Below are 17,191 nucleotides of genomic sequence, written 5' to 3'. Positions count from 1 at the left end.
TTATTTACGTCGTACGTAAGACCGCAAAATAAGTTTTGGTAATATCTAAAAAAATCAGAAGATAATTTTGTCATGCATTTTAAGTAAAAATAGACGCAATGCACGAAAACGATTGCCTTTTGTTATGCCATTACATTTGTAATGTGATTTTAATCACATAATGGTGTTAGGGATTTCACCTTACTAAAAAAGGTATCGGGATTGCGTTTGGGCAGGAAAGCGGCGGGAATATCACAAAACAAACGGTAAAACCTATTGATATCCAGTTGAATAGATAGCGTGGCGCGAAACATGGTATCTTGGAGACAAGCACCTTTTGGCTACAATTGTTTTTACACCTGACATTATTTTTATATCTGACATTGTTTTTATTCCGGAAATTGATTTTTCGCCTGATTCAGCCGGCAAACGATACGATGCGAGGTTATCGCCGATGCTTTTGGAAAATGGCTGGTTATCCGACATTACACACACGCCTTCACCGCATTATGATGGTCGCCCGAATGATGAGGTGCCTTCCCTACTGGTGATCCACAATATCAGTCTGCCGCCCGGCGAGTTTGGCGGGCCGTATATCGATCAACTGTTTACGGCGACGTTGGATCCCACTGCGCATCCTTATTTCGCCGACATTTCCCATTTACGCGTCGCGGCACACTGCCTGATTCGCCGCGATGGGCAAATCACCCAGTATGTGCCTTTCGATCAGCGCGCCTGGCATGCCGGTGTGTCGGTGTTTGAAGGCCGGGAACGCTGTAATGATTTCTCTATTGGCATTGAGCTGGAAGGGACGGATACGCTGCCTTTTACCGCGCAGCAGTATCACTCGCTGGTGGCGATTACACGCCTATTAATGCGGGCCTATCCTATTACGCTATCGCGCATTACCGGACACAGCGACATCGCGCCGGGCCGTAAAACCGACCCCGGACCGGCATTTGACTGGGACGGCTATCATCGTTTGCTACAAGAAAACTGGACAGAGAATAAAGGGAGTCTGGATTAATGACGCTGTTTACACTGTTGCTTACGCTGGCATGGGAACGCTTGTTCAAACAGGGCGAGCACTGGCAGATCGATCATCGGCTTGAGGTTGTATTCCGGCACGTACCGTCTCCGTCTTTATTGCAAACGCTGTTCCTGACGCTCTGTAGCATGGGCATCGTGGCGGGCTTGCTGTGGCTCACGAGCGGTATTCTGTTCGGCCTGATTTCTCTTTTGCTGTGGATTGTCATCAGCCTGATGTGCATTGGCGCGGGTGAAATCCGTCAGCACTATCGGCGCTATTTGCAGGCGGCACAGCGCGGCGAGGCGGATGCCCGCCGGGAAATGGCGGCTGAACTGGCGCTGATTCACGGTCTGCCCGTTGGCACGGGAGAAGAAGAGCAACTGAAAGAGCTGCAAAATGCGCTGCTGTGGATAAATTTCCGGTTTTATTTAGCGCCGCTGTTCTGGTTTATCGCTGCTGGACCCTACGGGCCGATTGCGCTGACGGGGTATGCATTTTTACGCGCCAGACAGACCTGGCTTGCCCGCCACCACACCCCGCTGGAGCGCGCGCAGTCTGGCGTCGATAGTTTACTGCATTGGCTTGATTGGATTCCCGCCCGCTTGGTCGGTGCCGCTTATGCATTGCTGGGGCACGGAGAGAAAGCACTGCCTGCGTGGTTCGCCTCGTTGGGGGATTCCCGCAGTTCACAGTATTGGGTGTTGACTCAACTGGCCCAATTTTCTCTCGCGCGTGAATCCTACGTTGAGCCTGTAGAGACGCCGAAAGCCGCCGTGACGCTGGCGAAAAAGGTGACGCTGGCATTAGTGGTGGTCGTCGCGCTTCTGACGATATACGGTGCGCTGGTTTAATTTCTAAATGTACGTCCCAACCGACGTCCCAGCGCACTCTTCTCTCGCTTATTGCCTGTCTGCGGGCGGTTCGCCGAACACCGGCATACCGTCACGATCCCAGGTGAAGGTTTTAATCCGCGTATGGCGATTCGGGTCATACAGCGGGTCGCCTTCGATCTCCGTGTAGTTGCGGGCGTGGTAAACCAGAACGTCTTCGCCCGTTTCTGTTTGGGTAAAGCTATTATGGCCTGGTCCAAACTGCCGATTTTCTCGGCTGGTGGTAAAGACCGGCTGCTGCGATTTATGCCAGCTTGTCGGGTTCAACAGATCGCTGTCTGTATTCGCCCACAGTAAGCCGATACAGTAATTTTCATCGGTGGCGCTGGCGGAATAGGTGATGAAGAGACGTTCGCCGTGCTTAATGACAGCGGGCCCTTCATTGACTTTAAAACCAATCACTTCCCACGGCAGCTCCGGCTTGCTCAACATGACCGGCGTACCTTTCAGCGTCCACGGATTTTCCATTTCCGCCAGATACAGATTCGAATTACCTGAAATAGCGGGATCTTTTTGCGCCCACAGATAGTAGCGTTTGCCTTTATGTTCAAAGTGGGTGGCATCCAACGAGAAGGTATCGAATTGCGTATAAATCCGGCCTCTTTCAACCCAGTTGCCTTTTAGCGGGTCGCTGTCTGCACATTCCAGCGCGAACATACGGTGCTGGAATAAGCCATCTTTGATGTCTTCCGTCGGCGCAGCGGCGAAATAGACATACCATTTGCCGTTAATCACGTGCAGCTCCGGCGCCCAAATCAGCGCACTTAACGGGCCGCGTTCATGCTTGCGCCAGATCGTTACCGGAGTGGCGTGGGCAAGAGCCTCTAGCGAACTGGCTCGGCGAATTTCGAGCCGATTGTATTCAGGTACCGAGGCAATAAAATAATATTGTCCATCCGTGTGGCGAAGAATGAAAGGGTCAGCCCGTTGTTCAATCAGTGGGTTAGGCCATTGATGTGGGTTCATCATTCTCTCCTCCTCTTTTGACGTTGAGTGACTGACTGTCGCGGCTCTCGCTCAGTTCCCGATAGTTATTACGGCGTTTTTCCAGATCGATTTGTATTTGCTGCATGAGCTCGCGATCGACCTTCAGCAAACGCACAACGCCTGCGGTAATCAAATAGCCTACGCCCGGAATAAGGGTGAACAACATAATGATGCCGTTCATGGCTTCTGCATTTTGCTGTGGAGCATTGGCATCATAACCATAGTAGGACAGCAGGAAGCCGACCATCGCCCCTGCAATCGCCAGCCCGACTTTCAGGAAGAACAGATTGCCGGAGAAGCTGATCCCAGTTATTCGCTTGCCGGTTTTCCACTCGCCATAGTCATCCACATCGGCCATCAGCGACCAGTGGAGCGGGGACGGGATCTGGTGCAGGACGTTCAGCAGGAAGTACATCACCAGAATAAAGCTGGTCAGGTGAGGGTTGAAGAAATAGAAGGCGCTGGAGAAGATCGCTAGCGCGATGTTGACCCAGAAAAACACTTTCAGCTTGCAGAAACGGTCAGTCAGGGGCTTTGCCAATGCGCTGCCGAACATCATGCCGACCACGCCGAGACTGATAAACAGGCTGGCGAATGAGGCGGATTTTCCCATCACCCAGGTGACGTAGTACATCGTGGCTGCCATGCGGATAAATCCGGGACAGACGTTGCACAGGGTTAACAGCAGAATGCGCGGCCATTGGTCGTTTTTCCAGACGTCTCGCAAGTCTGCTTTCAGCGCATCGTTGGTGGGGATGGCGGGCTTAATTCGCTCCTGAACGGTGGCAAAGCAAAACAGAAACATGAATAGGGCAATGATCGCCATCACGCCCATCGACATTTGGTAGCCGCGCGCTTTGTCCTCGCCGCCGAACCACTCTGCCATAGGCAGCAGCGTCGAAGAGAGAATGAGTGTGGCGATACCGACCATGATGAAGCGGTATGACTGACAGGACACGCGCTCATGCGGGTCAGCGGTGATCACGCCGCCAAGCGAGCAGTAGGGGATGTTGATGGCGGTGTACGTCAGCGACATCAGAAAATAGGTGACGAACGCGTAGATGACTTTGCCGTTGTAGCTCCAATCCGGTGTGGTAAACATGAGGACGCTGAACAGAACGTAGGGCACGCAGACCCAAAGCAGATAAGGCCGAAAGCGACCCCAGCGGCTTTGGGTGCGATCGGCGATCGCGCCCATAATTGGGTCCGTGACGGCATCGATGACGCGAATGGAGAGTAGCAGGGTGCCGACCAAGGCTGGTGAGAGGCCATAGATATCGGTGTAGAAGTAGCTCAGAAATAGCATGATGGCTCCGCCAATCATGTTGCATCCTGCGTCACCCATTCCGTAGCCGATCTTTTCTTTAACGGACAGTGCGTTGTTCTTCATGAATACGACTCCTGTGCTTAACGTGTAAGCACGATTATTCCCCTCGATAGGGATAAAAGAGCGTATGAAATCGGTTGCAAAAATGGACAAACGGGTCGGGTGGAGCAAAGTGTGATGGACGTGGCAAATATGAAAATGGCCGACAGAGTCGGCCATGAAAAAGGATGGGGTGAACGCTTAGGCTTAAGTCGGCTGATTTTTCTTTTTGATAAAATAGCCCACGCCCAGAATAACCAGCCAGACCGGAATCAGCATGACGGAAATCTGAATGCCTGGCGTCAGGAACATGATGACCAATATACCCGCCAGGAACAGCAGACAGATGTAGTTACCCAGCGGATAAAGCAGCGCTTTAAACTTGGTCACCGTACCTTCTTTGTCCTTTTGCGCCCGGAACTTCAGGTGCGCCAGACTGATCATCGCCCAGTTAATGACAAGAGCAGACACGACCAGCGCCATCAGCAGCTCGAACGCTTTGCCGGGAATAAGGTAGTTGATCAGGACGCACAGCGCCGTCGCCAGCGCGGAGATACCGATAGCAACAACCGGAACGCCACGCGCATCGACTGTTTTCAGTACTTTCGGTCCGTTACCCTGCTTTGCCAGACCGAACAGCATGCGGCTGTTGCAATACACACAGCTGTTGTAAACGGACAGCGCGGCGGTCAGTACCACGATGTTCAGCACCGTTGCTACGACGTTGCTGTTCAGTTCATGGAAGATCATGACGAACGGACTACCGCCTTCTACAACCTTGCCCCACGGATACAGTGACAGCAGGATAGCGAGTGAACCGATGTAGAAAATCAGGATGCGATAGATAACCTGATTGGTCGCGCGTGGAATGCTTTTCTCTGGGTCATCCGCTTCTGCCGCAGTAATCCCCACCAGTTCCAGCCCGCCAAATGAGAACATGATCACGGCCATCGCCATCACCAGACCGAGCACGCCGTTCGGGAAGAACCCGCCCTGCGCCCACAGGTTGGTTACGGTCGCTTCCGGCCCGCCCGTACCGCTGAGCAGCAGCCAGCCACCGAAGACGATCATGCCAATAATCGCGACGACTTTGATGATGGCAAACCAGAATTCCATCTCACCGTAGACTTTGACGTTCGCCAGATTGATGGCGTTAATCAGCAGGAAGAAGACGGCGGCGGACACCCAGGTCGGAATGTCAGGCCACCAGTACTGGACGTAAATCCCCACGGCGCTAAGCTCGGCCATGGCGACCAGAACATACAGCACCCAGTAGTTCCATCCCGATGCAAAGCCCGCGAAATCGCCCCAGTATTTATAGGCAAAGTGGCTGAACGATCCGGCTACCGGCTCTTCAACCACCATCTCGCCCAGTTGGCGCATAATGAGAAACGCGATCAGGCCGCCAATCGCATAGCCTAACAGTACCGATGGCCCAGCCATTTTGATTGTCTGTGCAATACCAAGAAAGAGGCCAGTACCTACCGCGCCACCCAAGGCAATCAACTGAATATGACGGTTTTTCAAACCACGCTTTAGCGTGCCGTCCGTTTGTTGATTATCCATCAAATTTAACCCTCTGCCAGTGCAAGTAAAAAACACGGTGTGAACGAACACGCGTATTAGTGACTATACGTTTGTGTAATTTTATTTTTACGGATCGGTATTTCTTAAAATAAGAAAATCGCTACCGTTTGGCAGAGAATAGTGGTAAGTACGCAAGATTGCACTGATTTCTTATCGTCTGATAATTAAAAACTATCGCCACATCAAAAATTTTACCTTTCCCTGATTAAGAGCCTGATGACGAGAAAATTGAGAGAGGATTTTTCAGGGGAGAAGGGGGTGGATACTCCTTTAGTTTTACCCCCTTTTATTATCTCTTTATCCCTGCTGTAAAATAGTGTTTACCACGATGTGAAGCTGCGGGTAACTACGTTTCCCTTATGAGAATAAAAAACCTGATTTTTTGCATTTAAATTCACTATTTTCGTATTTAAACGGTTCAGCAATGCCTGCTTTACGTTTCAAAAAAGTTAAAATATAGACAGAGGGGATTAATGGTAATACCACAGGCGGGCTATCACTTTGCCGCATGTTTCTCGTGTATTTGTTAAAATCTGGTGGGATTGGTGATTTAGCTCAAGGTCCTTATGGACAGAAGGTGAATACTTTGTTACTTTAGCGTCACGTTTTTGAAATTGGTATTACCAATTGACTCCGCGCCATTCGCAGAGAAGAATTCACTATGGCATACAGCAAGATCCGTCAGCCCAAACTGTCAGATGTGATTGAACAGCAACTGGAGTTTCTGATCCTTGAGGGAACCTTGCGCCCCGGCGAGAAGCTCCCTCCGGAGCGCGAACTGGCAAAACAGTTCGATGTTTCCCGCCCTTCTCTGAGAGAAGCCATTCAACGCCTGGAAGCCAAAGGTCTCCTTTTGCGCCGTCAGGGTGGTGGTACCTTCGTTCAAGCCAATCTATGGCAAAGCGTCAGCGATCCGCTGGCAGAATTACTGAGCACACATCCCGAATCACAGTTCGATCTTCTGGAAACGCGTCATGCGCTGGAAGGCATTGCTGCCTACTATGCTGCGTTGCGTGGCACAGAGTCGGATCTGCAGCGTATCCGGGATTGTCATGCCGTGATTGAGAAGGCGAGGGAAGCGGGCGATCTGGACGCCGAATCAGAAGCCGTTATGCAGTATCAGGTTGCTGTAACAGAAGCCACGCATAATGTGGTGTTGCTGCATTTGGTGCGCTGTATGGGGCCGATGCTCGAACAGAACGTGAGGCAGAATTTTGAATTGCTTTATTTGAGCCGTGAAGTGTTGGCTCAGGTTAGCATTCATCGCGCCAGCATTTTTGAGGCGATTGTTGCCCGTGAGCCGGAAAAGGCGCGCGAAGCATCACACCGTCATCTGGCGTTTATTGAGGAAGTATTGCTGGATCTTAACCGGGAACATAGTCGGCGCGAGAGATCGCTGCGTCGGCTCCAGCAACGCAGGGATTGAGCATCCGTAATTTGGGGCTCTGAATGCGGTAATGACGACGATGAGCCTGTCTTCATGCGTTTTGCTCAGGACGAAACCTGAGTCAGAATGCAGGAAGACAGGCTCCATAAACTAACTGATTAGAGAAGATAAGGAATAACCATGTCAGATCGTTTAAATAATGACGTGGATCCGATCGAAACCCGCGACTGGCTGCAGGCGATCGAATCGGTCATCCGTGAAGAGGGTGTTGAACGCGCCCAGTTCCTGATTGATCAGGTTCTGAGTGAAGCACGTAAAGGCGGTGTCAGCGTTGCTGCTGGTACAGCTGCACGTCAATACATCAACACCATCGCAGTGGAAGACGAGCCGGAATACCCTGGTAATCTGGATCTGGAACGTCGTATTCGCTCAGCAATCCGCTGGAACGCGATCATGACAGTGCTGCGTGCTTCTAAAAAGGATCTGGATCTGGGCGGCCACATGGCTTCTTTCCAGTCTTCCGCCACTTTCTATGAAGTGTGCTTTAACCACTTCTTCCGTGCTCGCACTGCGCAGGACGGCGGCGACCTGGTCTACTTCCAGGGCCACATTTCTCCGGGCGTTTACGCTCGTGCCTTCCTTGAAGGCCGCCTGACCGAAGATCAGATGAACAATTTCCGTCAGGAAGTTCACGGTAACGGTCTGTCTTCTTATCCGCACCCTAAGCTGATGCCGGACTTCTGGCAGTTCCCGACCGTATCTATGGGTCTGGGCCCGATCGGTGCTATCTACCAGGCTAAATTCCTGAAGTATCTGGAAAACCGTGGTCTGAAAGATACCTCTAAGCAAACCGTTTATGCCTTCCTGGGCGACGGTGAAATGGACGAACCAGAATCCAAAGGTGCGATCACTATCGCGACCCGTGAAAAACTGGACAACCTGGTGTTCGTCATCAACTGTAACCTGCAGCGTCTGGATGGTCCGGTTACTGGTAATGGTAAGATCATCAACGAGCTGGAAGGTATCTTCAGCGGCGCTGGCTGGGATGTGATCAAAGTCATGTGGGGCGACCGTTGGGACGAACTGCTGCGTAAAGACACCAGCGGTAAACTGATCCAACTGATGGAAGAAACCGTTGACGGTGACTACCAGACCTTCAAATCCAAAAACGGTGCCTATGTGCGTGAGCACTTCTTCGGTAAATATCCGGAGACGGCAGAACTGGTTAAAGACTGGACCGACGATCAAATTTGGTCACTGAACCGTGGTGGTCACGATCCGAAGAAAGTCTACGCTGCACTGAAAAAAGCGCAGGACACCAAAGGCAAACCAACCGTTATTCTGGCACATACCATTAAAGGTTATGGTATGGGCGACGCGGCTGAAGGTAAGAACATCGCTCACCAGGTTAAGAAAGTTAACATGGATGGCGTGCGTTACTTCCGTGACCGCTTCAACGTGCCAGTATCTGATGCCGATATCGAAAAACTGCCGTACATCACTTTCGATAAAGAGTCTGAAGAGTACAAATACCTGCACGAACGTCGTCAGGCGCTGGGTGGCTACCTGCCGTCTCGTCAGCCGAACTTCGATGAGAAGCTGGAACTGCCAACGCTGGAAGATTTCAGCACCCTGTTGGAAGAGCAGAACAAAGAAATCTCTACCACTATCGCATTTGTTCGTGCCCTGAACGTGATGTTGAAGAACCAATCTATCAAAGATCGTCTGGTTCCAATCATCGCTGACGAAGCGCGTACCTTCGGTATGGAAGGTCTGTTCCGCCAGATCGGTATTTATAGCCCGAAAGGCCAGCAGTACACCCCGCAGGACCGTGAGCAGGTTGCTTACTACAAAGAAGACCAGAAAGGTCAGATTCTGCAGGAAGGTATCAACGAGCTGGGCGCAGGTTCTTCCTGGCTGGCGGCGGCAACGTCTTACAGCACCAACAACCTGCCGATGATCCCGTTCTACATCTACTACTCCATGTTCGGTTTCCAACGTATCGGCGACCTGTGCTGGGCAGCGGGTGACCAACAGGCTCGTGGCTTCCTGATCGGTGGTACTTCAGGTCGTACGACGCTGAACGGCGAAGGTCTGCAGCACGAAGATGGTCACAGCCATATTCAGTCTCTGACTATCCCGAACTGTATTTCCTACGATCCAGCATTCGCCTACGAAGTTGCGGTCATCATGCATGACGGTCTGCACCGCATGTACGGCGAAGCACAGGAAAACATTTACTACTACATCACCACGCTGAACGAAAACTACCACATGCCTGCGATGCCGCAGGGTGCGGAAGAAGGTATCCGTAAGGGTATCTACAAGCTGGAAACGGTTGAAGGTAGCAAAGGTAAAGTGCAACTGCTGGGTTCAGGTTCTATCCTGCGTCACGTACGTGAAGCGGCTCAGATTCTGGCGACAGACTACGGCATCGGTTCTGATGTATTCAGCGTGACTTCCTTCACTGAACTGGCTCGCGAAGGCCAGGATTGTGAGCGTTGGAACATGCTGCATCCAACCGAAACGCCACGCGTACCTTACGTGGCTCAGGTACTGAGCGATGCGCCAGCGGTGGCATCTACTGACTACATGAAGCTGTTTGCTGAGCAAATCCGTAACTTCATCCCAGCTAGCGATTACCGCGTACTGGGTACTGACGGTTTCGGTCGTTCTGACAGCCGTGAGAACCTGCGTCACCACTTCGAAGTGGATGCGTCTTACGTCGTGGTTGCGGCTCTGGGTGAACTGGCTAAACGCGGTGAAATCGATAAGAAAGTGGTTGCAGATGCCATCACTAAATTCAACATCGATGCAGATAAAGTTAACCCGCGTCTGGCATAAGAGGTAAAGATTACATGGCTATCGAAATCAACGTACCGGATATCGGTGCAGATGAAGTTGAAGTCACCGAAGTGCTGGTGAAGGTTGGCGATAAAGTTGAAGCTGAACAATCGCTGATCACGGTTGAAGGTGATAAGGCTTCTATGGAAGTCCCTTCTCCGCAGGCTGGTGTCGTGAAAGAGATTAAAGTCTCTGTCGGTGACAAAGTTGAAACTGGCAAACTGATCATGATTTTCGATTCCGCCGACGGTGCAGCTGATGCTGCACCTGCCAAGGCAGAAGAGAAGAAAGAAGCGGCTCCGGCTGCTGCCCCAGCGGCAGCAGCAGCGAAAGACGTCAACGTACCGGATATCGGCGGTGACGAAGTCGAAGTGACCGAAGTACTGGTTAAAGTAGGCGACACCGTTGCTGCTGAACAGTCTCTGATTACCGTAGAAGGCGATAAAGCCTCTATGGAAGTCCCGGCACCTTTCGCAGGTACGGTTAAAGAGATCAAAATCAGCACCGGCGATAAAGTCTCTACCGGTTCTCTGATCATGGTATTCGAAGTGGCGGGTGCAGCACCTGCTGCCGCTCCGGCACAAGCCGCTGCTCCTGCAGCAGCTGCGCCAGCGGCCTCTGCGGCGAAAGAAGTCAACGTACCGGATATCGGCGGTGACGAAGTCGAAGTGACTGAAGTGATGGTTAAAGTTGGCGATAAAATCGCGGCTGAGCAATCACTGATCACCGTTGAAGGCGATAAGGCTTCAATGGAAGTCCCTGCGCCGTTCGCGGGTACGGTTAAAGAAATCAAAATCAGCACCGGCGACAAAGTGAAAACCGGTTCACTGATCATGGTCTTCGAAGTGGAAGGCGCTGCACCTGCGGCGGCTCCAGCTGCCAAGCAAGAAGCGGCGGCTGCACCAGCTCCAGCGGCAAAACCTGCTGCTGCACCGGCTGCGAAAGCAGAAGGCAAGAGCGAGTTCGCTGAGAATGATGCTTACGTTCACGCAACGCCGGTTATCCGTCGTCTGGCACGTGAATTCGGCGTGAATCTGGCGAAAGTGAAGGGTTCTGGTCGTAAAGGCCGTATCCTGCGCGAAGACGTTCAGGCTTACGTGAAAGATGCGGTGAAACGCGCTGAGTCTGCGCCAGCTGCTGCCGCTGGCGGCGGTCTGCCAGGCATGCTGCCATGGCCGAAAGTCGACTTCAGCAAGTTTGGTGAAGTGGAAGAAGTTGAACTGGGTCGTATCCAGAAAATCTCTGGTGCTAACCTGAGCCGTAACTGGGTGATGATCCCGCACGTTACGCACTTCGACAAAACTGACATCACCGATCTGGAAGCGTTCCGTAAACAGCAGAACGCTGAAGCTGAGAAGCGTAGACTGGATGTGAAATTCACCCCAGTTGTCTTCATCATGAAAGCCGTTGCCGCTGCGCTTGAGCAGATGCCACGCTTCAACAGTTCACTGTCTGAAGATGCGCAACGTCTGACGCTGAAGAAATACATCAACATCGGTGTTGCGGTTGATACCCCGAACGGTCTGGTGGTTCCGGTCTTTAAAGACGTGAACAAGAAGAGCATCACTGAGCTGTCTCGCGAACTGATGGCGATCTCCAAGAAAGCCCGTGACGGTAAGCTGACTGCAGGCGAAATGCAGGGCGGATGCTTCACGATCTCCAGCCTGGGTGGCATCGGGACTACGCACTTTGCGCCGATCGTCAACGCGCCGGAAGTCGCTATTCTTGGTGTGTCTAAGTCCGCGATGGAACCGGTCTGGAATGGTAAAGAGTTCACTCCGCGTCTGATGATGCCGATGTCTCTGTCCTTCGACCACCGTGTCATTGACGGTGCTGATGGTGCTCGCTTCATTACCATCATTAACAACACGTTGTCTGACATCCGCCGTCTGGTGATGTAATCGAAAAGCCGGCCTGACGGCCGGCTTTTTTCTGATAAGCTGTAATTTGTTACAGCTGTCAGTGATCAAGGACAAATCGTTAGTCGCTTGTTGTTTCAAAATTGTTAACGATTTTGTAAACTACTGCGGCAAAGACACGTCCCGGTGGAAGAGGGCGTTAAGACTCAATAACAATGACGTCACAGACCCGCCGGAAATCAATTAAGAGGTCATGATGAGTACTGAAATTAAAGCTCAGGTAGTGGTACTTGGTGCCGGCCCCGCGGGTTACTCTGCTGCATTCCGCGCGGCGGATTTGGGTCTGGAAACCGTACTGGTAGAGCGCTACTCCACGTTGGGTGGGGTGTGTCTGAATGTTGGTTGTATCCCTTCCAAAGCCCTGCTGCACGTTGCTAAAGTCATTGAAGAAGCCAAAGCACTGGCAGAACACGGTATCGTGTTCGGTGAACCTAAAACCGACATTGATAAAATCCGTCTGTGGAAAGAAAAAGTTATCACCCAACTGACCGGTGGTCTGGCTGGCATGGCGAAAGGCCGTAAAGTTAAAGTCGTTAACGGTCTGGGCAAATTCACGGGTGCCAACACGCTGGAAGTTGACGGCGAAAACGGCAAAACGACGATCAACTTCGATAACGCGATTATCGCTGCGGGTTCACGTCCAATCCAACTGCCTTTCATTCCTCATGATGACCCGCGCGTATGGGATTCTACCGATGCGCTGGAGCTGAAAAACGTCCCAGGACGTCTGCTGGTTATGGGCGGCGGTATCATCGGTCTGGAAATGGGTACCGTTTACCATGCTCTGGGTTCACAGATCGACGTTGTTGAAATGTTCGATCAGGTTATCCCGGCTGCTGACAAAGATGTCGTTAAAGTCTTCACCAAGCGTATCAGCAAGCAGTTCAACCTGATGCTGGAAACCAAAGTGACGGCAGTAGAAGCCAAAGAAGACGGCATCTATGTGACGATGGAAGGCAAAAAAGCGCCAGCCGAGCCACAGCGTTACGATGCGGTTCTGGTGGCTATCGGTCGTGTACCGAACGGCAAAAACCTGGATGCTGGCAAAGCGGGCGTGGAAGTTGACGATCGCGGCTTCATCCACGTTGATAAGCAAATGCGCACCAACGTGCCGCACATCTATGCTATCGGCGACATCGTCGGTCAGCCGATGCTGGCGCACAAAGGCGTGCATGAAGGCCACGTTGCTGCCGAAGTGATCTCCGGTAAGAAACACTACTTCGATCCGAAAGTGATTCCTTCTATCGCCTATACCGAACCGGAAGTGGCGTGGGTGGGTCTGACCGAGAAAGAAGCGAAAGAGAAAGGCATCAGCTACGAAACCGCGACCTTCCCATGGGCAGCGTCTGGCCGTGCTATCGCGTCTGACTGTGCTGACGGTATGACCAAACTGATTTTCGACAAAGAAACTCACCGTGTTATCGGTGGTGCGATTGTCGGGACTAACGGTGGTGAACTGTTAGGTGAAATCGGTCTGGCGATCGAAATGGGCTGTGATGCAGAAGATATCGCACTGACCATCCATGCGCACCCAACGCTGCATGAGTCTGTTGGTCTGGCGGCTGAAATCTTTGAAGGCAGCATCACTGACCTGCCGAACCCGAAAGCGAAGAAGAAGTAAGTTCGCTCAGGTTCGACTAGCGTGAATTCAATCCGGCACCTTTTATAGGTGCCGGATTTTTTTTACGCATCAGAGGAAGGAAATACTCGCGCGCAGAGAAAATCGACGAGTGCCCGTACTTTTGGTGACGGGTGTTTGCTGGCAGGCCACAACACATAGAAGACGCCGCTGCGTTCCACATAGTCGGTCAGGATCGGCTGTAGATGGCCGCTGGCCAGCGGTTCACGGATGGAGAAGTCTGGCAGGTAGGCGATTCCCAACCCTTGCAGTGCGAAACAGAGGCGCGTTTCGATGTTGTTGCAGACCATTGAGGTGGGTAATGGCAACTCTGGTTCGCCGGGGGGAAGTCGTAGCGCCCACGGCTCCAGTTTGCCGCTGTTGGGAAAGCGATAGTGCAGACAGGCGTGCTGCATCAGATCGACAGGGATCTGAGGGGTGCCACGCCGGGTCAGATAGTTTGGCGCAGCGACTAGCAGAGAACGGAAGGCGCCAAGCCTCCGTGCGGTGAGGCGTGAGTCAACGGGGTCTCCCGTCCGTACCACAGCATCGAAACCTTCCTCAATGACGTCGACCATTCGGTCGGTGAAAGTCCAAATCCAGTTCGATCTCGGGGTATTCGCGCATGAATTCGCCGAGTACGGGTAACACCAGTGAACTGACCAACGGCAAACTTACCCGCAGGCGTCCACGCGGTACGGCGCTGGTCTGAGACAGCTCGAGTTCTGCTGCTTCGATTTCAGCCAGAATTCGCCGGCTACGCGCCAGAAATAGTGAGCCTTCGGCGGTCAATGTGATACTGCGCGTACTGCGGTGAAATAGCCTCACGCCCAATTTTTCTTCAAGCCGAGCGATGCTTTTGCCAACCGCAGACGCTGATACACCCAGTAGTCGACCAGCGGCAATGAAACTGCGCGTTTCAGCCACCTGCACAAATACTGCTAAGCCATTCAGGCTATCCATACTCTCTCTCTATTGCGGACGGTTTGTTCCGTATATTAAGGAACGGTAGCCTACTTTTTCTTTAATTGTCGATTTTCTATCGTAACGGGAACACTCATTGATAAAAGGAACACCCGTGATAACTCCCGTATTTCCTCTGGATACCGGTGCCTCGACAGCCCCTCTCTCTGCCCGAATTCAGGCCGTCGTTCAACAGGCGCTGGACGATGGGCGCTTGGTCGGTGCTGTCGTGCTGGTCGCGTGCAACGGAGAATTGATTCATCAGCAGGCTGCAGGATGGGCTGACCGGGAGAGCGCCCGTCCTATGGCTCTGGATGCCATCTTCCGGCTGGCTTCTGTCAGCAAACCCATCGTGTCAGTCGCGGCACTGGTTCTGGTGGCGCAAGGTCGGCTCGATCTGGATGAGGACATCACTCGCTGGATGCCGACGTTCCAGCTCCGGCTGGCCGACGGCAGCCCTGCTCGCATTACCGCGCGGCAGTTGCTTAGCCACACCGCGGGTTTGGGCTACCGCTTTTTCGAAACCCATGCGGACGGCCCCTATGCACTGGCGGGTATCTCAGATGGTATGGATGCCTCCGGCATCAGCCTGACTGAGAACCTGCGTCGTATTGCCAGCGTTCCCCTGCAATACGTGCCGGGAGAGGCCTGGGGTTATTCGCTGGCAACAGACGTCTTGGGAGCCTTGATCGAACGTATTCACGGTACGTCATTGAACGAGGCGGTTCGCCAACTGGTGACCGACCTGCTGGGCATGCACGATACCGGCTTCGTTGTACGTGACCCATCGCGCCTGACTACTGCTTACGTGAACGACACCCCGCAGCCGCATCGCCTGACCGAAGGTGAAACGGTTTCTCCCTTTGAAGGGGCAATTGGCATCGCGTACAGCCCTGCGCGCATCTTTGATCCTCAGGCCTTTCCATCTGGTGGTGCCGGCATGGCGGGCACGGCCTGGGATCTGCTGCGCCTGCTGGAAGCCCTGCGTAAAGGGGGCGGCGTTCCGCTGCCTGACACGCTGATCGAGGAGATGGGACGCGATCAGACGCAGGGGCTGGAGCTGCCTAATGCACCGGGCTGCGGTTTTGGCCTCGGTTTCTCGGTCTTGCGCGATCCACTGTTAGCCGGGTCGCCGGAATCATCAGGCACCTGGCGTTGGGGAGGTGCCTACGGTCATTCATGGTTTGTCGATCGAACACAAGGTTTGAGCGTCGTAGCTTTCACCAACACGATGTACGAAGGGATGTCGGGGAGTTTTGTCACCGAGCTGCGCGATGCCGTGTATGGCGAGTTGGAGGCGGCACGATGACAGCCTCACTGACCGATATACACCGTGACAGGTTGCCCGTTGCCTCATTACTGGCATTAGCCACGGCAGCTTTCATCACTATCCTGACCGAAGCGCTGCCAGCGGGCTTACTGCCGCAAATGGCGCAAGGTCTGGCGGTGTCCGAAGCCTGGATTGGGCAAACCGTCACTATCTATGCCGTAGGCTCTTTGGCGGCCGCGATCCCGTTAACCGCGGCGACGCAAGGTGCGCGTCGCCGCCCGCTGCTACTGTCAGCCATTGCAGGTTTCGCTGTCGCCAATGCTATTACGGCATTTTCCGGTAGCTACGTGCTAACGATGGCGGCGCGTTTTCTGGCGGGTGTTTCAGCTGGGCTGCTGTGGGCGCTGCTGGCGGGCTATGCAGCCCGCATGGTGCCTGAACACCAGAAGGGACGGGCTATTGCGATAGCGATGGTCGGCACGCCATTAGCCTTGTCGCTCGGTGTACCCGCGGGAACCTTTCTTGGCAACGCGATCGGCTGGCGAATGTGTTTCGGTATGATGAGTGGTTTGGCCTTAATACTGATGTTGTGGGTACGCATTCAGGTACCGGATTTTGCTGGGCAATCAACAGGCAGGAGGCTATCTCTGGGGCAGGTGTTCACCATGGCAGGCGTGCGGCCCGTGCTATGTGCCGTGCTGGCCTTTGTGCTGGCGCATAACATTCTCTACACCTACATTGCGTCGTTTCTCGCGGCGGTGGGCATGGTTGCGCAGACTGGTTTGGTGCTGCTGGTATTCGGCGTTACATCACTGCTGGGCATCTGGATCGTTGGCGTGCTGATTGACCGTTATTTGCGCGCTCTGACGCTCGCCTGCTCGGCATTGTTCTGTCTGTCCGTACTGGCGCTTGGCGTGGCAGGTGATGTATTGGCTGTGGTCTATGCGGCCGTGGCCGTCTGGGGGTTAGCCTTCGGCGGTGCGGCAACGCTATTCCAGACGGCTCTTGTTAGAACGGCGAAAGGGGGGACTGATGTGGCGCAGTCTATGTTGGTTACCGCCTGGAACGTGGCTATTGCAGGGGGAGGTATCATCGGTGGTGTTCTGCTGGAGCGCCTCGGCGTTGCTGCCTTCTCTCCGGTGCTGTTGGTACTGTTATTGATTACGTTCGTTGTGGTGTGCTCTGCCAGACAACACGGCTTCCCTGTAACGCGACGGTAGAGTGCCAGATGACGGTTTTTTATCTGTGACTTTTATAGCGCAATAAATTGTTTATTTATCATACATAGACGTCATGATTTCTTGCCTTGTTTTCGTGATTGATAATTACGCTGCTGTACTAATCTGGCGTG

11 protein-coding genes and 1 pseudogene are annotated in these 17,191 nt (G+C 53.1%); 8 read left to right on the top strand and 4 right to left on the bottom strand.

Annotated elements, in window-relative coordinates; genetic code table 11:
- Positions 1-433: 433 nt before the first annotated feature.
- Together ampD and ampE are read left to right on the top strand one after the other, a co-directional pair.
- Positions 434-1,006 (top strand): 1,6-anhydro-N-acetylmuramyl-L-alanine amidase AmpD, encoded by a 573-nt coding sequence (gene ampD, locus HP572_RS16345; RefSeq protein ID WP_240583764.1) that lies wholly within the window; start codon positions 434-436, stop codon positions 1,004-1,006.
- The gene (gene ampE / locus HP572_RS16340) at positions 1,006-1,860 is read left to right on the top strand and encodes a beta-lactamase regulator AmpE (protein WP_240583763.1); all 855 of its coding nucleotides are present in this window, start codon (positions 1,006-1,008) and stop codon (positions 1,858-1,860) included. Before ampD ends, ampE begins: the two co-directional genes overlap by 1 nt.
- 48 nt (positions 1,861-1,908) lie before the next feature.
- Here the strand turns inward: ampE and HP572_RS16335 are convergent, their stop codons facing one another.
- The 3 genes from HP572_RS16335 to HP572_RS16325 all read right to left on the bottom strand — a co-directional run bounded on the left by HP572_RS16335 (position 1,909) and on the right by HP572_RS16325 (position 5,818).
- Positions 1,909-2,865, bottom strand: a complete 957-nt coding sequence (locus HP572_RS16335; RefSeq protein WP_240585774.1) for a family 43 glycosylhydrolase — start codon at positions 2,863-2,865, stop codon at positions 1,909-1,911.
- Complete coding sequence (locus HP572_RS16330; protein WP_205551662.1) at positions 2,843-4,276, bottom strand: glycoside-pentoside-hexuronide (GPH):cation symporter; 1,434 nt, start codon at positions 4,274-4,276, stop codon at positions 2,843-2,845. Before HP572_RS16330 ends, HP572_RS16335 begins: the two co-directional genes overlap by 23 nt.
- Before the next feature lie 183 nt (positions 4,277-4,459).
- Positions 4,460-5,818 (bottom strand): amino acid permease, encoded by a 1,359-nt coding sequence (locus HP572_RS16325; RefSeq protein WP_240583762.1) that lies wholly within the window; start codon positions 5,816-5,818, stop codon positions 4,460-4,462.
- Positions 5,819-6,500: 682 nt separating this feature from the next.
- Between HP572_RS16325 and pdhR the strand changes: the two genes are divergently transcribed.
- From pdhR to lpdA, 4 genes are all read left to right on the top strand, one after another.
- The gene (gene pdhR / locus HP572_RS16320) at positions 6,501-7,265 is read left to right on the top strand and encodes a pyruvate dehydrogenase complex transcriptional repressor PdhR (protein WP_010306328.1); all 765 of its coding nucleotides are present in this window, start codon (positions 6,501-6,503) and stop codon (positions 7,263-7,265) included.
- Between the two features lie 141 nt (positions 7,266-7,406).
- Entirely contained in the window at positions 7,407-10,070 is a 2,664-nt protein-coding gene (gene aceE, locus HP572_RS16315) for a pyruvate dehydrogenase (acetyl-transferring), homodimeric type (RefSeq protein ID WP_014916631.1), read from the top strand.
- Positions 10,071-10,084: 14 nt separating this feature from the next.
- Positions 10,085-11,971: a pyruvate dehydrogenase complex dihydrolipoyllysine-residue acetyltransferase gene (gene aceF, locus HP572_RS16310; RefSeq protein WP_205551658.1), complete on the top strand. Its 1,887-nt coding sequence runs from the start codon at positions 10,085-10,087 to the stop codon at positions 11,969-11,971.
- A 214-nt stretch (positions 11,972-12,185) separates the two neighbouring features.
- Positions 12,186-13,610 (top strand): dihydrolipoyl dehydrogenase, encoded by a 1,425-nt coding sequence (gene lpdA / locus HP572_RS16305; RefSeq protein WP_010306320.1) that lies wholly within the window; start codon positions 12,186-12,188, stop codon positions 13,608-13,610.
- A 62-nt stretch (positions 13,611-13,672) separates the two neighbouring features.
- Here lpdA and HP572_RS16300 read toward each other — a convergent pair.
- Positions 13,673-14,570, bottom strand: a pseudogene (locus HP572_RS16300) (LysR family transcriptional regulator).
- A gap of 115 nt (positions 14,571-14,685) precedes the next feature.
- Here HP572_RS16300 and HP572_RS16295 point away from each other — a divergent pair.
- The gene (locus tag HP572_RS16295) at positions 14,686-15,879 is read left to right on the top strand and encodes a serine hydrolase (RefSeq protein ID WP_240583761.1); all 1,194 of its coding nucleotides are present in this window, start codon (positions 14,686-14,688) and stop codon (positions 15,877-15,879) included.
- Positions 15,876-17,060: an MFS transporter gene (locus tag HP572_RS16290; protein ID WP_240583760.1), complete on the top strand. Its 1,185-nt coding sequence runs from the start codon at positions 15,876-15,878 to the stop codon at positions 17,058-17,060. The genes HP572_RS16295 and HP572_RS16290 overlap by 4 nt, the downstream gene beginning before the upstream one ends.
- Positions 17,061-17,191: the final 131 nt, after the last annotated feature.

Source organism: Pectobacterium sp. PL64 (assembly GCF_022477975.1).
Classification (GTDB): domain Bacteria; phylum Pseudomonadota; class Gammaproteobacteria; order Enterobacterales; family Enterobacteriaceae; genus Pectobacterium; species Pectobacterium jejuense.
Note: the sequence above shows the minus strand (reverse complement) of the source record. Positions and strands in the feature narration are given on the sequence as shown.

What these genes read in the sequence shown, in the direction of transcription:
- ampD (WP_240583764.1), top strand. Translation starts at nt 434, where the DNA reads ATGCTTTTGGAAAATGGCTGGTTATCCGACATTACACACACGCCTTCA.
- ampE (WP_240583763.1), top strand. Translation starts at nt 1,006, where the DNA reads ATGACGCTGTTTACACTGTTGCTTACGCTGGCATGGGAACGCTTGTTC.
- HP572_RS16335 (WP_240585774.1), bottom strand. Translation starts at nt 2,865, where the DNA reads ATGAACCCACATCAATGGCCTAACCCACTGATTGAACAACGGGCTGAC.
- HP572_RS16330 (WP_205551662.1), bottom strand. Translation starts at nt 4,276, where the DNA reads ATGAAGAACAACGCACTGTCCGTTAAAGAAAAGATCGGCTACGGAATG.
- HP572_RS16325 (WP_240583762.1), bottom strand. Translation starts at nt 5,818, where the DNA reads ATGGATAATCAACAAACGGACGGCACGCTAAAGCGTGGTTTGAAAAAC.
- pdhR (WP_010306328.1), top strand. Translation starts at nt 6,501, where the DNA reads ATGGCATACAGCAAGATCCGTCAGCCCAAACTGTCAGATGTGATTGAA.
- aceE (WP_014916631.1), top strand. Translation starts at nt 7,407, where the DNA reads ATGTCAGATCGTTTAAATAATGACGTGGATCCGATCGAAACCCGCGAC.
- aceF (WP_205551658.1), top strand. Translation starts at nt 10,085, where the DNA reads ATGGCTATCGAAATCAACGTACCGGATATCGGTGCAGATGAAGTTGAA.
- lpdA (WP_010306320.1), top strand. Translation starts at nt 12,186, where the DNA reads ATGAGTACTGAAATTAAAGCTCAGGTAGTGGTACTTGGTGCCGGCCCC.
- HP572_RS16290 (WP_240583760.1), top strand. Translation starts at nt 15,876, where the DNA reads ATGACAGCCTCACTGACCGATATACACCGTGACAGGTTGCCCGTTGCC.